Raw genomic sequence first — 16,645 nt, 5'->3', positions numbered from 1 at the left:
CTGCTGAACAAAATTATAGTTAAAGAAATGAATAGTTAACATAAATAAAGAGGAGCCCTATTAATGGACTCCTCTTATTTGTGCGTTCAAACATGCGTTAGAAAATGACCTGCTTAAGAAGTGGGCTCTGAAGTAGCCGAGCGAACTTCCTGACGTTCTTTTTTGGCACGAATTACAAAGCCCCAGCCAATGTTGGCAATGGACAGGACGAACAGGAGCGTAGCAAGCCAACCGGAGTAAGAGATTGTGATTGCTGTAACCGTTAACAAGATAATGGATGAAAATGCGAACCATAAGGATAAACCTTTGCTCATTGGGAAAAACCTCCATCTACAAATTTAGTAAAACTCCGTATAACCTGAAGCCTACGAGCCATAATAATCTTGCAAGCTTGCAATTAACATTACAGACACAGATTGAAGGGAGATTATAAATATGGCTCAAGGATCTCGTTCTAACAACTTGGTGGTACCTCAAGCAAATTCAGCATTGCAACAATTGAAAATCGAGGCTGCACAGGAACTAGGTGTAACTATCCCACAAGACGGTTACTATGGTAACTACACTTCCCGTGAAACAGGATCTTTGGGTGGATATATCACCAAACGTCTGGTACAAATCGCTGAGCAGTCTCTGGCTGGGTCTGGCAAATAATTCATCTTAACCAACAGCAATAAAACAGGATAAACAGAAAGCCCGGGGCGGAAACGCTCCGGGCTTTCTCGCGTATCAGTTCCTATGTCTGATTGTGCCTTGCCATGCTCACTTCGTCAAGGGCGTGCAGATAAAAGTTTTTTATCCATCTTCTCATCGCTTAACCAGCCTACATACGTATCAATCGTTTCAAAATTCCGATCCATCACAATTACTGCGACAAATGGATATTGTTTCCGGTGTCGATAACGTACATCTGCCCAGCGGACCTTGTAACCGGCAGGTAGTTCTTCCACTTCTGCCACCGCATAGGAGGTGAAATAGAGGAAAGCACTGACTTCCGGTGATTTGCGTGAAGCAGCAACAGCCGCATGAGTAGAAGACGAGGCGTGCAGACTCCATACCAGATTAGAACCGTCCATTTTACCAATCACATAACTGCCGTCCTCAACTCGTTTAACCACATGCCAGCGATTCCAGGATATCGTTGGAATGACGATGTATTTTGCCTGTTCTGGGCTGTTGTCGAGACGTCTGACTTTTCTGACCGCTTGTGCACGAGCAATCGTTCGCCATATATAATATAAACCGGTCAAACTATACAGCGTAACGAAGAGTGGTGCAGGGGCGATCAGATCAAAGGCCCATAACAGGATAGCTACGACATGCGTAGTGAATAGAAACGGATCAAAAATATGAATGATATTCCAGGCGATCCAGCGTTCCGTAAAAGGCCGGGCGGCTTGGGTTCCATAGGTATTGAACAGATCGGTAAATACGTGAACGCCTACGGCTACAGCGGTCCAGGTGGCAACGTGTCCAATGGGAACACCAGGGAATATCAGGGCAATGACGCCGGTGATGAGCAGAACCCATAACAGGAGAAATGGCAGAGAGTGTGACAAGCCCCGATGATTCCGAATGTAAAGCGAATTGCTCTTGAGACGTAACGCAGTATCGATGTCAGGGGCCTGGGAGCCAGCGATTGTGCCAACCATTACCGCAGCTGCAAGCATGGGGCTCGTCGCGACAACAGGATCGACATAAGCCAGACCAGCTAGACCAATCCCCATGACAAAATGTGTAGAGGTATCCATAAACGTCTCCTTTGTGTGGTGTATCGTTCTAAGGCATATTACTTCTCTATCTAGGTGATACCCATATATAGTGTATAATATCCGTCTGTCCGGATGCAAAACATCCCTAATTTCAAAGTTATGACAATAACCTGGTCCATACCCAATAAATGTACGCAGTTTGTCAAACTATTTTGGCATTTCCTATGATAAACTTTATATCGGATAGAGAGAGAATTTTTGCCAGAGCATACGCGATCAGCATGTTTCATAAATATTTATGGGCATTGTTACGTCAAACCGTTACAATAATATAGAATCTCATAAAAAGTAGGTTTCTTTGAATACATATGTCACAGTAGATGGATGAAGCGAAACAAACGTGATTTTAAGTTCACATATGTATGCGTATTCATAAGAGAAGATACAGAAGGGAAGAGGAAGATGCTGAAAAAGTACAAATGGACATGGATGCTGCTCGGGCTCGCACTCATTATGGCTGTGTATCTGATGTGGGGCACCGTATTTGCCAGTAAGGAAAAATTACCCGAGATTCGCGAGATCCAATCCTTTTCCATGGAAAATGTAGATGGCAGTACGGTATCACTAGAGGACACCCAAGGGAAAGTCCGTTTGTTCTACTTTTATTTCACCAGTTGTCCAGATGTCTGCCCTATTACGACGTTTACGTTATCCCAAGTGCAGGATCTGTTGAAAGAGAACGACACCTTCGGTAAAGATGTCTCGTTTGTATCCATTTCATTCGACCCGAAAGTCGATACGAGAGAGAAGATTAAGACGTTTGCGGACCGCTTCCATGCGGATTATTCGGGATGGTACTTCTTGCGAGGGGATATGGACAAAACAAAACAGTTCGCCAGGGATTCATTCCAGATCCTGATTGAAGGGGAGAATAAGGACGATTTTGCCCATATGAATATGATTGGCTTGGTGGATCAGAATAACCAGCTGCGCAAGGTATATAATGCGTTTAATACAGAGGACGTTGTGCCTGCTGTAATTGCCGAGGATATTCGCAATCTGATCAAGGAATAACCATCGGATAACTGTAAAGGCTGCCTTCAGGTTGGATATCAACCTAAGGCAGCCTTTTGACATTTCTTTTAAAAGGAAGGATGTTCAGGGTATTGGATGTATGTCTCTAACCCGGCTTTCTCCAGCTGGGCAATGATATACTCATCAGGTGTTCCTTCCACACCCGCATATCCTCGTCGTGTATACATCTGAACTGCATCCGGGAAAGCATCCCGAAGCACACCTCTAATTTTTTTGCCGGAACTGTCATTATCCATAAATAAATAAACTTCATCATATCCGACTTGTTTGCGCAATGTCTCCAGCTTAAGTGAATTAAGGGTTCCAAACGTGCATAAAATGTTGATTTCGGGTCCAACCAGACGTTTCAGTTTGCTTCGATCATTCTTACCTTCCACAATGACATGAATAGGCATGATATTCACCTCTTGTTCGAGAGCTTATGTCGACATTCCCCGGGAAATGTTACAGCGAAAATCGACTGATTATATAAAATGGACTCCTTTCTTTACACGTTTGCTAAGTGGATAGAACAACCCATCAAGACAATTCTCTGAAATCTTATCTCATGTGCATCATTAGGTCAGTAATAGCTAGCAGTGGCCGTTCCGGTTACGGATCGTTCTTCCGATCGCTGTTGTCTCCATATATTTCTGATTTACTTTTATAAAGTTAATATTTGGAGACAAAGGCGAACGCTACCGCTTCTTCAAAATTGATTCCGTCCCCTTCACTACTTTTGGCAAATTATTCAACCTTAATGATCTTCAATAAGATAAAACCATCGGTGATTGTGAAGATAGATTTCCCATTTAGCTTTTATCAACGTGTAAAACGGTAGTCCATTTTATATAGTTTAGCTGTAAATGGGGGAATGATGCAAAGCTAATGAAAATACTGGCCTAATTGATGCCATAACGGTAAGGAGACAGAGACTGATCGAAATTTAATTTAATATACTTTTCGGATCGGCGAGGGAAGCTTCGCGTCTGGATGTATAGTATGGAAGCAGCAGCATACCTATCATTAACAAAACAAAGGCGATGAAATAGGGCGATAACCCAACACGGAGTTGTCCGGCTGTGATGGGGCCGATAAATGAGCCGATGGAAGTTGCGATGGATTGCAGCGAGAAAATGCGGCCCAACCTGCTTCCTCCACTCAGACGAATAAATAGGGTTGCCATAGCTGGAAAGATAACGCCTTTGGACATCCCGAGTACAAATAATACGGTAGACAACGGGATTTGCGGAATGGCGGCCATTGCAAAAAAACACAAGGACATCAGCAGCACACCCGCAACCAGACGCAGTTTGGGAGAATATCGGTTGAGAAATAACATGCTCAGTGTGAAGAGAGCTCCAATACTGATAATGGAAAATAACAACCCGGTAGACATGATGGATGAATGCCCTCCTCCCCGCAGGGGCAGCTCGAAGAAGAGAATCCCTTGAGCACAAGCAATAACCAGAGGCAGGGCAAAGTATCGCCAAGACACCGGCAGGAATGCACTTTTGGCATCTGCTGGTGAAACGTCAGGTTTGGCAGGTTCAGTCACTCTCTCATGCTGCTTGACGATGCCACGAGGCATGGTCATGAAAGCAATCACACCTGTAAGAATGAGCAAGTAACCCAAGCCTGAGAATGTAGCAGAGAATCCCATGGAACCCACAATAATCGCACCGGCTGCGGGAGATACCACAGAAGCGAGGGTATGTACTACCCCGTGTCCTGACATATACTTTCCCTGTTTCACTGGATCACTGGATAACTGTGCAAGCAGGGCAAGACATGCCGGAGACAGGAAGGCCAGTACAAAACCGCTGACGGAACGCAGCGCCAGCAGTTGCCAAGGTGTCTGAACATAGGCTTGCAAGAGCAGGATGATTCCTGCCCCGAGCAGACTGAATACAATGTAGCGGCGACTGCCATGTTTATCGATTTGTGTTCCAGCAATGAGATTGCCAGGAAGATGCGTTAAGGAATAGATACCCATCATCCAGCCAATGAAAGTAGGGGCAGCTCCCAGCGAGATGGCAAAAGGGGTCAGAATGGGATACTGGGCGTGCAGGTCAAATACAGCAAGGAACAAAAAAAGGTATAGCCAGATGGCCGTTTTCACATAAGCCCCTCCTTGTTAAGCGATGCATGTGCAAACTACAGGTCTTGAACGTGTTCCCGTTCGCCAGCAGATCCTTATGGTACTACTTGTACGCCTGGCGGGACGAACTTAGACCGTTTATTTTTAAGGGAGAGGGCTTAGCTGACAGCAGCTTCGGAAATCATGTATAATATTCGGGAGTGTTACAAATGAATTCTAATACGGAAGGTGTAATCATGAACATAGAAGTAATCAAAGAGTTTCTGATGCAGAACTGGTTGGTGATCGTGGTTGCATTGATCATATTGTTCTTTGTTCTGAATGTGGTCAAAACCGTATTGAAATGGTTGATTGCCATCATCATTATTGCGGCTCTACTGATATACAGCGGCATCTCCATTGATCAGATCAAACAAACAGTGACAGACGTACAATCCAGTACGATGGACACATTGAAGAAAGAAGCAACCAGCATGATGCTTAAAGAAGCTTCCAAAGCGACATACGTCAAAGGACAGGATGGAGCGTTCACCATCACAAGTCCCAATGTCGAGATTAAAGGCAGAGCGCAATCGGATAAAGTCGATGTGACCTTCCGCGGCATTTCACTTGGCGAATGGAAACTCGACAATGAAACCATCCGTACGTTTGTCGAACAGGCACAGGAGAACAAAACAGCACCAGCATCGTAGTAAAGGGGGAATCGGTACGTGCTGCAGAATTGGCTGGACAGCCTGAAGGAATTGAATGGCATCACGATTATGCTGCTGCTGATTGTGGCTGCTTCATTATTGCAGGGCTGGTCCAGAGGGGCTTCGCGTTCAGCAGGCAGACTCTTCGGATTCCTGATGGATGGCATTATGGCGGTTATTGGTATTCTGTTGTCGATCGGTTTAACGTTATGGCTTGCACCATATGTACAGCAGTGGTTGTCTGAGTATGCTTCAGCCATGCCTAACCGTGAGTTGAACCGGTGGGAACAGATGTATTATACGTTGGTTACGGCGATTGCAGATTTTCCGCTGATGCGGTTCGCTGTATTATTTGTACTGAGTTATGGACTCATCCGATTGGTTCTCGGATTGCTCTCTTCATTTATTCTTAGCAGCAGGCAGGGATCAGCCGAGGAAAGTGCGCCGAAAGGTATGCTTAGTCGGCTGACGGGTGCAATCATTGGCACAATCATAGGCTCCGTCCGTGGAATGATAGTTATTGCGGTCTTGTTCATGATTGTCAGTCTTTACCCCGGGAGTATGTTCAGCCGATATGTGGAGGCATCTCCCATCTATATGCAAGGGGCCAAATCGGTGATCGAACCTTTGTCTGGTACGTTTATCAAGGACAAGCTCCCTGTATTTACACAGGCTGTGCAGAAGGAACTGGGCGGCATCCTGCAACGCAAATATGAAGTCATTGACCATAATATTCCGACGGACATTGAATCTGCCGCGCGTGAGGTTGTCAAAGGCCAATCGACGGATGAAGCCAAAGCAAGAGCGTTATATGACTGGGTAGGTTCACGTATTCAGTATGACTATGGTAAAGTGGATGACTATGAACAAAAGGGCATATGGCATGAACAGAATCCGCAGAATACATTTGATACACGCAAAGGCGTATGTATTGATTATGCCCGTCTCTATGCTGTGATGGCCCGTTCACAAGGACTCGAAGTCAAAGTCGTTACAGGACTTGGGTATAACGGCCAGGGCGGATATGGTCCCCATGCATGGAATGAAGTGTATTTAAGCGATTCCGAGAGCTGGGTTCCGCTTGACCCGACATGGGCGATCAGTGGAGACTGGTTTAATCCTCCGAATTTTGCCGACACCCATCTAAAGGATCAATCAGCTTAACATTACAACGGACATGGGTCCGGAATATGACGACGTTGCCAGGTTATCATGCCGAAAAGAATCAGTTTGAGCGGTATGCATCAAGTCATGAAAGAGGTAGGATGGATGAAAAAGCATTCCAATGAGAAGGATGAACTTACAGACAAACGGCGATTCAGTTACCGAATGAACGTATTTTTCTTCGCTTCCTTTGTTATCTTTAGCGTTATTATTGTACGTTTGGCATTTTTGCAATTTGTCGAAGGGCCTGAACTTAGTCAGGAAGAAGCAAGTAACATTACGAAGGATGTACCGCTTCCTCCTGTGAGAGGCACGATCTACGATTCTACAGGTGAGGTGAAGTTGGCTTACTCCAAGCCCATTCAGTCTCTATACCTGACGCTGTATAAGAATTATGGGGATGTTGATGGGAAACCGAGTCCTAACATAGGGGAAGTGCAGGATATTGCAACCCGGTTGCATGATGTGTTCGAACAGTACAAGCTGAAGGATTCAGAGTCACTTACAGTGGAGCAAATTATTGAAGAGATGGACTTGAACTCCCGCAAAGCGAACGGTTTTATGCCGCGTCTGATCAAGAGTGATCTGTCCGAGGAAGAAGTCGCTTATTTCCTCCAGCATAAGGATGAGTTCAAAGGCATCCAGATTGTTGAGGAAAGTGTGCGGTTCTATGATCCGGATACAGTGGCGGTTCAGACGATCGGATATCTGAAGAAGTTCAGAAGTTCGAAGTCCTTGAACAAATACAAAGAGGTGGACGAGGCCAATAAAACGCAAACGGATCCGGGCCTGGTGTATACGGAAAATGAATTTGTAGGCTTTGATGGACTGGAACTGCAATATCAGGATGCTCTCCGCGGCAAAAGCGGATATACATCCGTTGATGTGGATTTGCGTAATTTGCCTGAAGGTGTAGCAGGTTCTACCCCGCCGCAGAAAGGTTACGACCTGATTTCCAGCATTAACAAGAACGTTCAGGTGAAAACGGAACAGGCTATTCTGGATCAGTTGAGTTGGCTTCATCGGAATCCGGTTTCCGGTAAATTGCATCCGAATGCCAAGACCGGATTTGCAGTTGCAATGGAAGTGGATACGGGAAAAATCGTATCTGCGGCCAGTATGCCGGATTATGATACCAACGTATGGAGAACCGGCGGTATAAGCAATGAAGATTACGATAAAATAAAATATATCTATCAAAATGGTACGATCCGAGGCTTTCCGCCAGACGATACAGGCAAGCGGGCTGAGTCTGTAGTCTTGCTCGGATCCACGATCAAACCGCTTAGTGTATTGATTGGTTTGAAAGAAGGTTTCTTCACTACAAATACCGTATATTCGGATAGAGGTTCAACGACCTTTGGTGGAGACAACCGTAGAGTGCAGAACTCATCTGGGCATGTGTATGGTGCAATGTATCCTCGTGATGCGATCCGTCATTCCTCGAACGTGTTCATGATCGACGAGATTGGGAAGAAGCTGTATTCGAAGTATGGTTCAGAGGGTATTGGTGTATGGGATGATTACATGAAGCAGTTTGGGCTTGGCGTGAAGACGGAAGTTGATCTGCCGAATGAATATCCTGGTTATTTGGAATATATCCGAAGTGAAGAGAGCTCCCTCACTAAACTTGTGTATGCCTCCTTTGGTCAGCAAGGAAAATACACAACCATGCAGTTAGCACAGTACACCACGATGCTTGCGAACAAAGGAAAACGGATGGAACCACAATTGGTTAACGAGTTCCGGGATTCGGAAGGCAATGTGGTTAAGAAAGTTAAACCGAAGGTACTCAGCACGGTAGAGTTTAACGACGCCTACTGGAACGAAGTGCAACGAGGCATGGCTACCGAAGTTTCGGCATTTAGCGGCTTCCCTTATGATTTTGCCAGAAAAACAGGTACATCGACGCAACTCGTCGGCGGTAAACTGGTGGATAACGGGGTGTTTATCGCCTATGCCCCACGTAATAATCCAAAGCTTGCTGTCGCTGTGGTTATTCCCGAAGGGGGCTTTGGTTCGAGCAGTGCGGCTCCGGTTGCACGTGCGATCTTCGATGCCTATGACGAGGAATTTGGTCTCGACGGTGTACCGAAAAAAGACAAAAATAAAGATTCAGAATCGGAATCAGGCGCACAGTGATGTGATGCATTGGTTACAGAGAGGACCCTTTGGGTCCTCTTTTTTTGTATTTACTCGGAGAATGGCTCAGTAAGTTAATTAGTTGCGTTAATATGTAACTATATGAGCTGTACCGCGTTTATATAAGGGAAGGGTAAACGCGATCCGGAGAACGGGATAACGTTGATATGTCAGTGTTTACATTGAAATCGGTAGACTGGTCATTGTACGTTTCTGTTTACGAAAATGTAACCAAAAATTGAAAGACTTGACAGCTAAGCTTTGGTAGACTTGTATTAGATAGCATTAAATAAGGAATTAAACACGTTCACAATACGGATTAAATATTTTATTTTTATAGAGGAACGGGAGAGGCTTAAAACATGTTTAACCGATTGAGGAAGAAACCCATGACCGAGGAAGATACACCCGTCAACAAGCCTTCCACCGCAAGGCTGAATCTGTTTTTTTTCGCGGCATTTGTCATTTTCAGTATCCTCATTTTCAGGTTGGCCTTTGTGCAGTTTGTGGAGGGTCCTGAACTGACGTATATGGAAACGAGTCGTAATACCAAAGACATTCCACTCGCACCTGTTCGTGGTCCCATCTATGATGCGACAGGGGAAGTCGCACTCGCTTATTCCGAACCTGTACAGTCTCTCTATGTGTTGTTGTATGAGGATTATCGGAATGATGAACGTAGGCAGGAAGCAGAGGAACTGGCACATGATCTGGCGGCTGTGTTTAAGCAGTTTAATCCAGGGGACAAAGAGCAGCCGGATGCGGAAGAGATCATCAAACGACTGGATCTGGATTATCAGAAAACGTTCGGGTATGTGCCAAGATTGGTGAAGTCGGATCTATCGACCAAAGAAATTGCCTTTTTCATGGAGAAAAAGGCGGAATATCCAGGCGTGATGGTGCTGGAAGAGAACATACGGAAATATGACCCGGATGGTGTAGCGGTTCAGGTTGTCGGTTACACAAGAGAGTTCAAGCGAGCACCAGATTCCATTGCCAAATATAAAGCCATCCGTGAGGGGGCAAGTACCCAGCGTGATCCTGGTCTTGTGTACCATGAGGAAGAGAAGGTTGGGTTCGATGGGCTGGAGCTGCAATATCAGGAAGAACTCCGTGGACGAAGCGGATATCAGTCCATTGATATTGACGCACGTAATCTGCCGGATGGAACGATGCTACAGACTCCACCGGAGAAAGGCTACAGTCTGGTTTCTACCATCAACAAGGAAATTCAGATGGCTGCACAAGAGGCGATTACGGACGAACTGCGCAGACTCCCGAAGGCGATTACTGGATATGCAGTAGCCATGGAAGTGGATACGGGAAATGTGGTAGCGATGGCGAGTATGCCGGATTATGATCCGAACGATTGGGATTATGACAAAATCAAGTTTGTATTCCGGAACGGAACCACTGAGTCGTTCCCTCCAAATGATGCTAAGCCTAGTCATGCTGAATCCGTAGTACTTCTTGGATCAGTAATCAAGCCGCTAAGTGTGCTGATTGGATTAAAAGAGGGACTATTTACAGCAGGACAGACCTATCATGATCAGGGATATGCCATTCTGGGAAAAGATGGACGACAAGTGAGAAACTCGCATTCCGCTTATAATGGTTCCATTACCGCCAGAAGAGCAATCGAGAAATCCTCCAATGCGTTCATGATCGATATGGTGGGTAAGCGCCTGTTAAATAAATATGGCTCAACTAAGGGTGTTAAGGTGTGGGATGAACATATGAAAGATTTCGGATTGGGTGTCTCTACGGGTATCGATTTACCCAAAGAATACCTAGGCACTTTAGAATATAATAATGATGAAACGGAATCAGCTCTAACACGTTTGGCATTTGCCTCGTTTGGACAACAAGCGAAGTACACCACCATGCAACTCGCACAATACACGACGATGCTTGCCAATAAAGGCAAACGGATGGAACCACATCTGGTGAAGGAAATCCGTGATGCGGATGGCAATGTAGTGAAGGAAATCAAACCTAAAATACTCAACGAAGTGGATTTTGCCGATGCGCACTGGAATGAAGTTCATAAAGGTATGGTTACTAAAGTAAGTTCATTTGACGGTTTCCCATACGATTATGCACGGAAAACAGGAACATCAGAGCAGGGGACCGGACCGAACAAAAAAGAGAATGGTGTATTTATCGCCTTTGCACCACGAGATAATCCAAAGCTTGCTGTAGCTGTTGTTGTACCGGAAGGTGGGTTCGGGTCAGTCAGTGCCTCGCCGATTGCACGGAAAATCTTTGATGCATATGATGAAGTGTATGGTCTCGATGGGACGCCAAAAGGGAAAAAAGACGAAGCAAAAGACCAAGAGTAACGCAAACAACATCGCGGGAATTAGCTCTTTTAACATCGTAACCAAAAGGTTCATGAAGTGAATTAAATGTACATTTGGACAGGCAGGGGAAATAATCCCTTGCCTTTTTTTTTGGCTTCGGATAAAATTTGCACAAGGGAAACATTATTAGTCATGATTAAAACTTAATACCTTGTACAACAAAATTAGATGTGGACAATACTTTTAGGATAGGGAAAGGGGACGATTGAATTGTTAATGGTGAAGATGAGGAGTATTCAGAGGGGATTCATCACGCTAGCGGCTCTGGTGCTGGTTGTCATACTTTCAGCATGTTCAAGTGATGCGGAGACGAGCAGCGACGGCAAGCTGCAAGTAACAGCTACAACGGGCATGATTGCGGACGTAGCACGTGAGGTAGGCGGAGCATATGTTGATGTTACCGGGCTCATGGGCCCAGGAGTTGACCCCCACTTGTACAAGGCATCCCAAGGTGATATTAACAAGCTGGAACAAGCGAAAGTCATTTTCTATAATGGACTGCATCTCGAAGGTAAAATGACAGACATTCTGGAGAAAATGTCCTCAAGCAAGCTGGTTACAGCCGTTACAGAGACCATTCCAGTCGAGGAACTGCACTCAGGCAAAGATACAGGCGGTACGGAATATGACCCACACGTCTGGTTTAACGTCAGCCACTGGATGCATGCGGCAGAGGCCGCGCGCGATACGCTCGTGGAGGCGGATCCGGATCATGCGGAAGAATACAAGGCTCAAGCAGAGGCGTACCTGGCGAAGCTCGAAGACCTAGATACCGAGGTACGTGAGAAGATTCTGGAGATTCCGGAAGCAAGCCGGGTATTAGTTACTGCACATGATGCATTTGGATATTTCGGTCAAGCTTATGGCATGAAAGTGATGGGGCTTCAGGGCATCAGTACAGCAGCTGAATATGGTGCAAAAGATGTTAGTGAACTGAGAGATTACCTCGTGGATAACCAAATCAAAGCCGTTTTTGTTGAATCGAGTGTACCTGCCAAAGCGATGGAAGCCATCATTGCCGGTGCAGCTCAAAAAGGGCATACGGTCAGCATTGGTGGAGAACTGTTCTCGGATGCCATGGGGGCTGAAGGAACAGAAGAAGGCACATACATCGGTATGATTCGCCACAATGTTGAGACGATTGTAGAAGCCCTGAAATAATGAATCCTATGAAGAGAGGAGTTACAGGATTATGAATGATACCATTTTATCGGAACAAACTCCTACGCAACTGAACAACAGCCACTTGCAGGGAACGCAGCCAACATCGGCTCCTCTTAGTGTGAGGGATTTGGCCGTTGCGTATCACAAAAAGCCGGTGCTTAGCAGTGTATCCTTCGATATCCCGGAAGGGCAGCTTATCGGAATTCTCGGACCGAATGGTGCCGGGAAATCGACTCTGATCAAAGCCGTTCTGGGACTGGTACCGAAGATGCATGGTGAGGTACGGATCTTCGGACAATCGTACCGGGAACAACGGCGTCGTATTGGATATGTACCCCAACGGGAATCGGTCGACTGGGATTTCCCTACGCATGCACTCGATGTAGTGATGATGGGACGGTATGGTCATCTGGGCTGGTTCCGTCGTCCGGGGAAAAAGGAGAGGGACCTGGCAGCACACTGCCTGGAGCAAGTCGGCATGGGCGATTACATGTACCGTCAGATCAGTCAGCTGTCTGGTGGACAGCAGCAACGTGTCTTTCTGGCGCGGGCACTCGTGCAAGACGCAGATCTGTATTTCATGGATGAGCCGTTTGCAGGTGTGGATGCTACCACGGAGAAAGCGATCATTTCCCTGTTGGAACAGTTGAAGAAACAAGGCAAGACGGTACTGGTTGTTCACCATGATCTGGCGACAGTCGAGGAATACTTCGACCATGTGCTTTTGCTCAATGGACGACTGGTGGCAGGTGGCCCGACGAGCGAAGTATTTGTACCAGATACACTGCAAGAGACGTACGGAGGCCGGATTGCCATGATCGGAAGCCGGACGGAGAAAGGCCAGGTGTAGTGCATGTGGAACTGGATCGTTGCCATCTTGTCCGACCCCAATACACGTTGGATATTGCTTGGCTGTTTGTTGCTTGGATTCAGTAGTGGAATTATTGGCTCCTTCACCTTCCTTCGTAAGCAGAGTCTGATGGGGGACACCCTTGCTCATGCTGCTCTGCCTGGGATCTGTATTGCATTTATGTTGACGGAAACGAAGTCCGTAGGGTTATTCCTGTTTGGTGCGCTGGTGGCCGGTATTGTCGCTACCTTCGGAATTTCGTGGATTACACGCTACTCCCGGATCAAGCAGGACGCGGCGATGGGCATCGTGCTGACCGTATTTTTCGGGATTGGTGTAGTGATGCTTACGCGCATCCAACATGGGGCGAGCGGAAGCCAAAGCGGACTTGATAAATATTTGTTTGGGCAGGCGGCATCCATGGTCATGACGGATGTGTATGTCATGGGTGGTGTATGTCTCGTACTACTGATCGCCTGTCTGGCCTGGTTCAAGGAATTCAAACTGGTCAGCTTTGACCCTGGATTTGCAAGAGGTATGGGACTGCCAGTTGCCATGTTGGAGCAGCTCATCCTGCTCTTGACGGTGATCGCCGTGGTGGCAGGAATTCAGGCCGTTGGTGTCGTTCTTGTTGCAGCCTTGCTGGTAACTCCAGCAGCAGCGGCACGTTGCTGGACCGACTCACTCGCACTGATGGTGGTGTTGGCAGGCATATTTGGTGCATTGAGTGGAGCGACAGGTACCATCTTCAGCACACTTGTACCTAATCTGCCGACAGGACCTGTAACGGTTCTTGCGGCTACAGTGTTGTTTGCCGGATCAGCCTTGCTCGCTCCGCGTCGTGGATTATTAGCTCGACGGTTACGCAGTATTCAGGCGAAGTCCGCGTATATGCGTGAAGAGCGGGCTACACTTCAGACTCTCGCCACACAGCGGAATCAGCAGGAACGGGGGGAGATGTAATGGCAACATTTTGGATCATCTTGACGGCCATATTGGTATCTTCTGCTTGCGCCATCCTCGGTTGTTTTCTGATCCTGCGGCGTATGGCTCTGGTTGGTGATGCGATCAGCCATGCGGTTCTCCCCGGTATTGCGATTGCTTTCCTGTGGAGCGGTTCCAGAGATTCTTTGTGGATGCTGCTCGGTGCAACGGTGTTTGGACTACTGACGGTATTCTTCATACAGAGTTTGCAGGCGGGTGGCCTTTCGTCTGATGCCTCCATCGGAATTGTGTTCACAGCACTCTTCGCAGTAGGGGTCATTCTCATTAGTTTGAACGCTCAGCACATTGATCTGGATCTGGACTGTGTCTTGTTTGGTGAAATCGCTTATGTGCAGTGGGATACGTTGACCCTTGGGGGGACGGATGTTGGACCGAGAGCAGTCTGGATGCTGGGTATCACTTTGCTGGTCATCCTCGTCGTCATCGGACTGTTCTACAAACAGTTCAAGCTGTGTGCCTTCGATCCGGCGCTGGCTGCTGCCTGCGGCATTCCAGTAGTGTTGTTCCACTATCTGCTTATGGGGCTCGTTTCCATGACGTCCGTAGCTTCATTTGAAAGTGTGGGTTCAATTCTCGTGGTGGGGATGTTGATTGTACCTGCGGCGACGGCTTACCTGCTCACAGATCGTCTGGGTAAAATGATTCTGTATGCCGTCCTGATCGGGGCTGCTTCCTCGGTTGGAGGTTACATCATGGCATACGCCTTGGATGCGTCCATTGCGGGCTGCATGGTGGCTGTTGCTGGGATTTTGTTTGTTCTCGCACTGCTGCTGTCCCCAAAACATGGCATCGTATTCCGTTACGCTCGTCGCAAATTCGCAGCACGTTAATTCATAGAGGTTGTAAGCCGTCTGCCTTGCAGGCGGTTTTTTGATTCGTCTCAATTTGCTTACACTCAACTCATTTAAATGGGATAGTTGGCTAACGGTTGTTGCGTTAATCCTGTGTTGATGCATAAATAGCAGAGTTATAAAAGCGGTAAGATCCCACTAATCCCAATAGCAGCTCCTCCTGCCGGAGTGAGCTGCTATTGGGATGCCTAAAGGTGACAATGAGATAGATTAGATAGATATAACAATCCTTACGGTTTTAAAGGCACCCGATGAACCCCTTGGCTTCCTCCCGGCGCGGTTCCGAGATATAAATATTTCCCCTGGCTTACGGCTGTGGTGATGCCATACAATGTTCCTTCAGGATCATGCCAGCTATTCAGAATCTCTCCTTCTGGTCCATATTCTGCGACAAGTCCATGTTTCACCGGCGCGCTGGCTCCATTTAACAAGGACTGTGGAACTTTGGACATTGTCGCCGCTAACCAAGGATGACTATGCATGTAATCGGCAAAAGACAGACGGGTTGTGAATACCCCTACCCAAAAGTGTCCCTGGGCGTCACGGGTGATATTGTCCGGAAACCCAGCCAGATTCTCTGCAAAAATATCAAAGGTGCCTTGTTTGGGCCCCTTCAACCAGTACCGGGTCAACTGATAATGATACGATTCGGCTACAAGCACGAAATCTTCTTCGGCAGATAATACGACCCCATTAGCAAAATATAAATCCTTAAGCAGTACAGTTGTTTGCTTGGTCAGCGGATCATATTTCAACAATCGTCCATGCGGTTTATTCTCGGCGATTTCTTTGAACATGACCTTGCCATAGTTAGAGGTATCGGAGAAATATATCGATCCGTCTTGAGCAATGTCCAGCTCGTTCGCAAGGTAGATCGGCCCTCCATCTACTTCATTGGTTAGTACTTCGATATTTCCGATCGGGTCAATGGACAGCAGCCCTTTCTGAATATCCGCCACAATCAAATTACCGGCAGCATCAAATTTTAGTCCATTAGGTGTTCCGTGGGTATCGGCGAACACCTCTGCTGGCTGCGCCTTACCCGCCTCGTCAAAGGTAACTCTATAAATTTTGCCGTCGGAGTCACCCGTATACAGCCGCCCTTTTTTATCAAAAGTGATAAATTCCGGGAACTTCGCGAGGTCTGTAACCAGTTCAGCGGAGCTAAGTTTGTTGTTTTCTTTCCAGGGGCCATCCTTCTCAAAAGAAGGAGCAGCAGGTGCAGACCAAGCAGCAGGTTCTACCGGGGCGGGCATCAGCAGAAAAACAGCGATTCCCAGCACAATTACCCCGAGCAGGGCAAGGCTCCATCTACGAAGTTGTTGACCAGTGGAACGTTTACGTTGTTTTTGTTCTGTTGACATTAGTAATCCTCCTAATATTGTTTGCGGGGCGATGTATGCTTTTAATACAGTGTTTTCTTAAAGAAACAATGTTACCGATGACCCAAAAAAATACCAATTAAAAATTGGCATCAAACATTTTTGGTAACACTGTTTCTTATGGGAATCATCGTAACCAAAAAGT

The 16,645-nt window shown here is 46.7% G+C and carries 15 protein-coding genes; 10 read left to right on the top strand and 5 right to left on the bottom strand.

The window, feature by feature from the left end; translation table 11 throughout:
- Window positions 1–113: 113 nt before the first annotated feature.
- Window positions 114–314 (bottom strand): hypothetical protein, encoded by a 201-nt coding sequence (locus tag AB4111_RS23695; RefSeq protein WP_253440716.1) that lies wholly within the window; start codon window positions 312–314, stop codon window positions 114–116.
- A gap of 121 nt (window positions 315–435) precedes the next feature.
- Between AB4111_RS23695 and AB4111_RS23690 the strand changes: the two genes are divergently transcribed.
- The gene (locus AB4111_RS23690; protein WP_017692386.1) at window positions 436–654 is read left to right on the top strand and encodes an alpha/beta-type small acid-soluble spore protein; all 219 of its coding nucleotides are present in this window, start codon (window positions 436–438) and stop codon (window positions 652–654) included.
- A 116-nt stretch (window positions 655–770) separates the two neighbouring features.
- On the opposite strand, the gene AB4111_RS23685 is transcribed toward AB4111_RS23690, so the two are convergent.
- Window positions 771–1,751 carry a metal-dependent hydrolase gene (locus tag AB4111_RS23685; RefSeq protein ID WP_253440715.1) on the bottom strand — a complete coding sequence of 327 codons (981 nt, stop codon included), beginning with the start codon at window positions 1,749–1,751 and terminating at the stop codon, window positions 771–773.
- 423 nt (window positions 1,752–2,174) lie between these two features.
- On the opposite strand from AB4111_RS23685, the gene AB4111_RS23680 reads away from it, so the two are divergent.
- Window positions 2,175–2,786: an SCO family protein gene (locus tag AB4111_RS23680; protein ID WP_442033464.1), complete on the top strand. Its 612-nt coding sequence runs from the start codon at window positions 2,175–2,177 to the stop codon at window positions 2,784–2,786.
- A 68-nt stretch (window positions 2,787–2,854) separates the two neighbouring features.
- Here the strand turns inward: AB4111_RS23680 and AB4111_RS23675 are convergent, their stop codons facing one another.
- Window positions 2,855–3,202 carry a toprim domain-containing protein gene (locus tag AB4111_RS23675; protein WP_192135859.1) on the bottom strand — a complete coding sequence of 116 codons (348 nt, stop codon included), beginning with the start codon at window positions 3,200–3,202 and terminating at the stop codon, window positions 2,855–2,857.
- Between the two features lie 530 nt (window positions 3,203–3,732).
- Entirely contained in the window at window positions 3,733–4,908 is a 1,176-nt protein-coding gene (locus tag AB4111_RS23670; protein WP_442033463.1) for an MFS transporter, read from the bottom strand.
- A gap of 188 nt (window positions 4,909–5,096) precedes the next feature.
- Here AB4111_RS23670 and AB4111_RS23665 point away from each other — a divergent pair, with 188 nt between their 5' ends.
- From AB4111_RS23665 to AB4111_RS23630, 8 genes are all read left to right on the top strand, one after another.
- Window positions 5,097–5,579 carry an ATPase gene (locus AB4111_RS23665; RefSeq protein WP_442033462.1) on the top strand — a complete coding sequence of 161 codons (483 nt, stop codon included), beginning with the start codon at window positions 5,097–5,099 and terminating at the stop codon, window positions 5,577–5,579.
- Between the two features lie 69 nt (window positions 5,580–5,648).
- Window positions 5,649–6,743: a transglutaminase domain-containing protein gene (locus AB4111_RS23660; RefSeq protein WP_442033502.1), complete on the top strand. Its 1,095-nt coding sequence runs from the start codon at window positions 5,649–5,651 to the stop codon at window positions 6,741–6,743.
- Window positions 6,744–6,848: 105 nt separating this feature from the next.
- Window positions 6,849–8,885 carry a peptidoglycan D,D-transpeptidase FtsI family protein gene (locus AB4111_RS23655; RefSeq protein WP_442033461.1) on the top strand — a complete coding sequence of 679 codons (2,037 nt, stop codon included), beginning with the start codon at window positions 6,849–6,851 and terminating at the stop codon, window positions 8,883–8,885.
- Window positions 8,886–9,247: 362 nt separating this feature from the next.
- A complete protein-coding gene (locus tag AB4111_RS23650; protein ID WP_442033460.1) occupies window positions 9,248–11,227 on the top strand; it encodes a peptidoglycan D,D-transpeptidase FtsI family protein in 1,980 nt (659 codons plus the stop codon).
- 237 nt (window positions 11,228–11,464) lie between these two features.
- Window positions 11,465–12,409, top strand: a complete 945-nt coding sequence (locus tag AB4111_RS23645; RefSeq protein ID WP_442033501.1) for a metal ABC transporter solute-binding protein, Zn/Mn family — start codon at window positions 11,465–11,467, stop codon at window positions 12,407–12,409.
- A 31-nt stretch (window positions 12,410–12,440) separates the two neighbouring features.
- The gene (locus AB4111_RS23640; protein ID WP_442033459.1) at window positions 12,441–13,262 is read left to right on the top strand and encodes a metal ABC transporter ATP-binding protein; all 822 of its coding nucleotides are present in this window, start codon (window positions 12,441–12,443) and stop codon (window positions 13,260–13,262) included.
- Window positions 13,263–13,265: 3 nt separating this feature from the next.
- Window positions 13,266–14,225, top strand: a complete 960-nt coding sequence (locus AB4111_RS23635; RefSeq protein WP_091037906.1) for a metal ABC transporter permease — start codon at window positions 13,266–13,268, stop codon at window positions 14,223–14,225.
- Entirely contained in the window at window positions 14,225–15,097 is an 873-nt protein-coding gene (locus AB4111_RS23630) for a metal ABC transporter permease (protein ID WP_442033458.1), read from the top strand. Before AB4111_RS23635 ends, AB4111_RS23630 begins: the two co-directional genes overlap by 1 nt.
- A gap of 251 nt (window positions 15,098–15,348) precedes the next feature.
- On the opposite strand, the gene AB4111_RS23625 is transcribed toward AB4111_RS23630, so the two are convergent.
- The gene (locus AB4111_RS23625; RefSeq protein ID WP_442033457.1) at window positions 15,349–16,482 is read right to left on the bottom strand and encodes an SMP-30/gluconolactonase/LRE family protein; all 1,134 of its coding nucleotides are present in this window, start codon (window positions 16,480–16,482) and stop codon (window positions 15,349–15,351) included.
- Window positions 16,483–16,645: the final 163 nt, after the last annotated feature.

Source organism: Paenibacillus sp. 2KB_22 (assembly GCF_052115745.1).
Lineage (GTDB): Bacteria > Bacillota > Bacilli > Paenibacillales > Paenibacillaceae > Paenibacillus.
The sequence above is the reverse complement of the archived record's forward strand: the minus strand, read 5'-3'. Positions and strand labels throughout refer to the sequence as shown.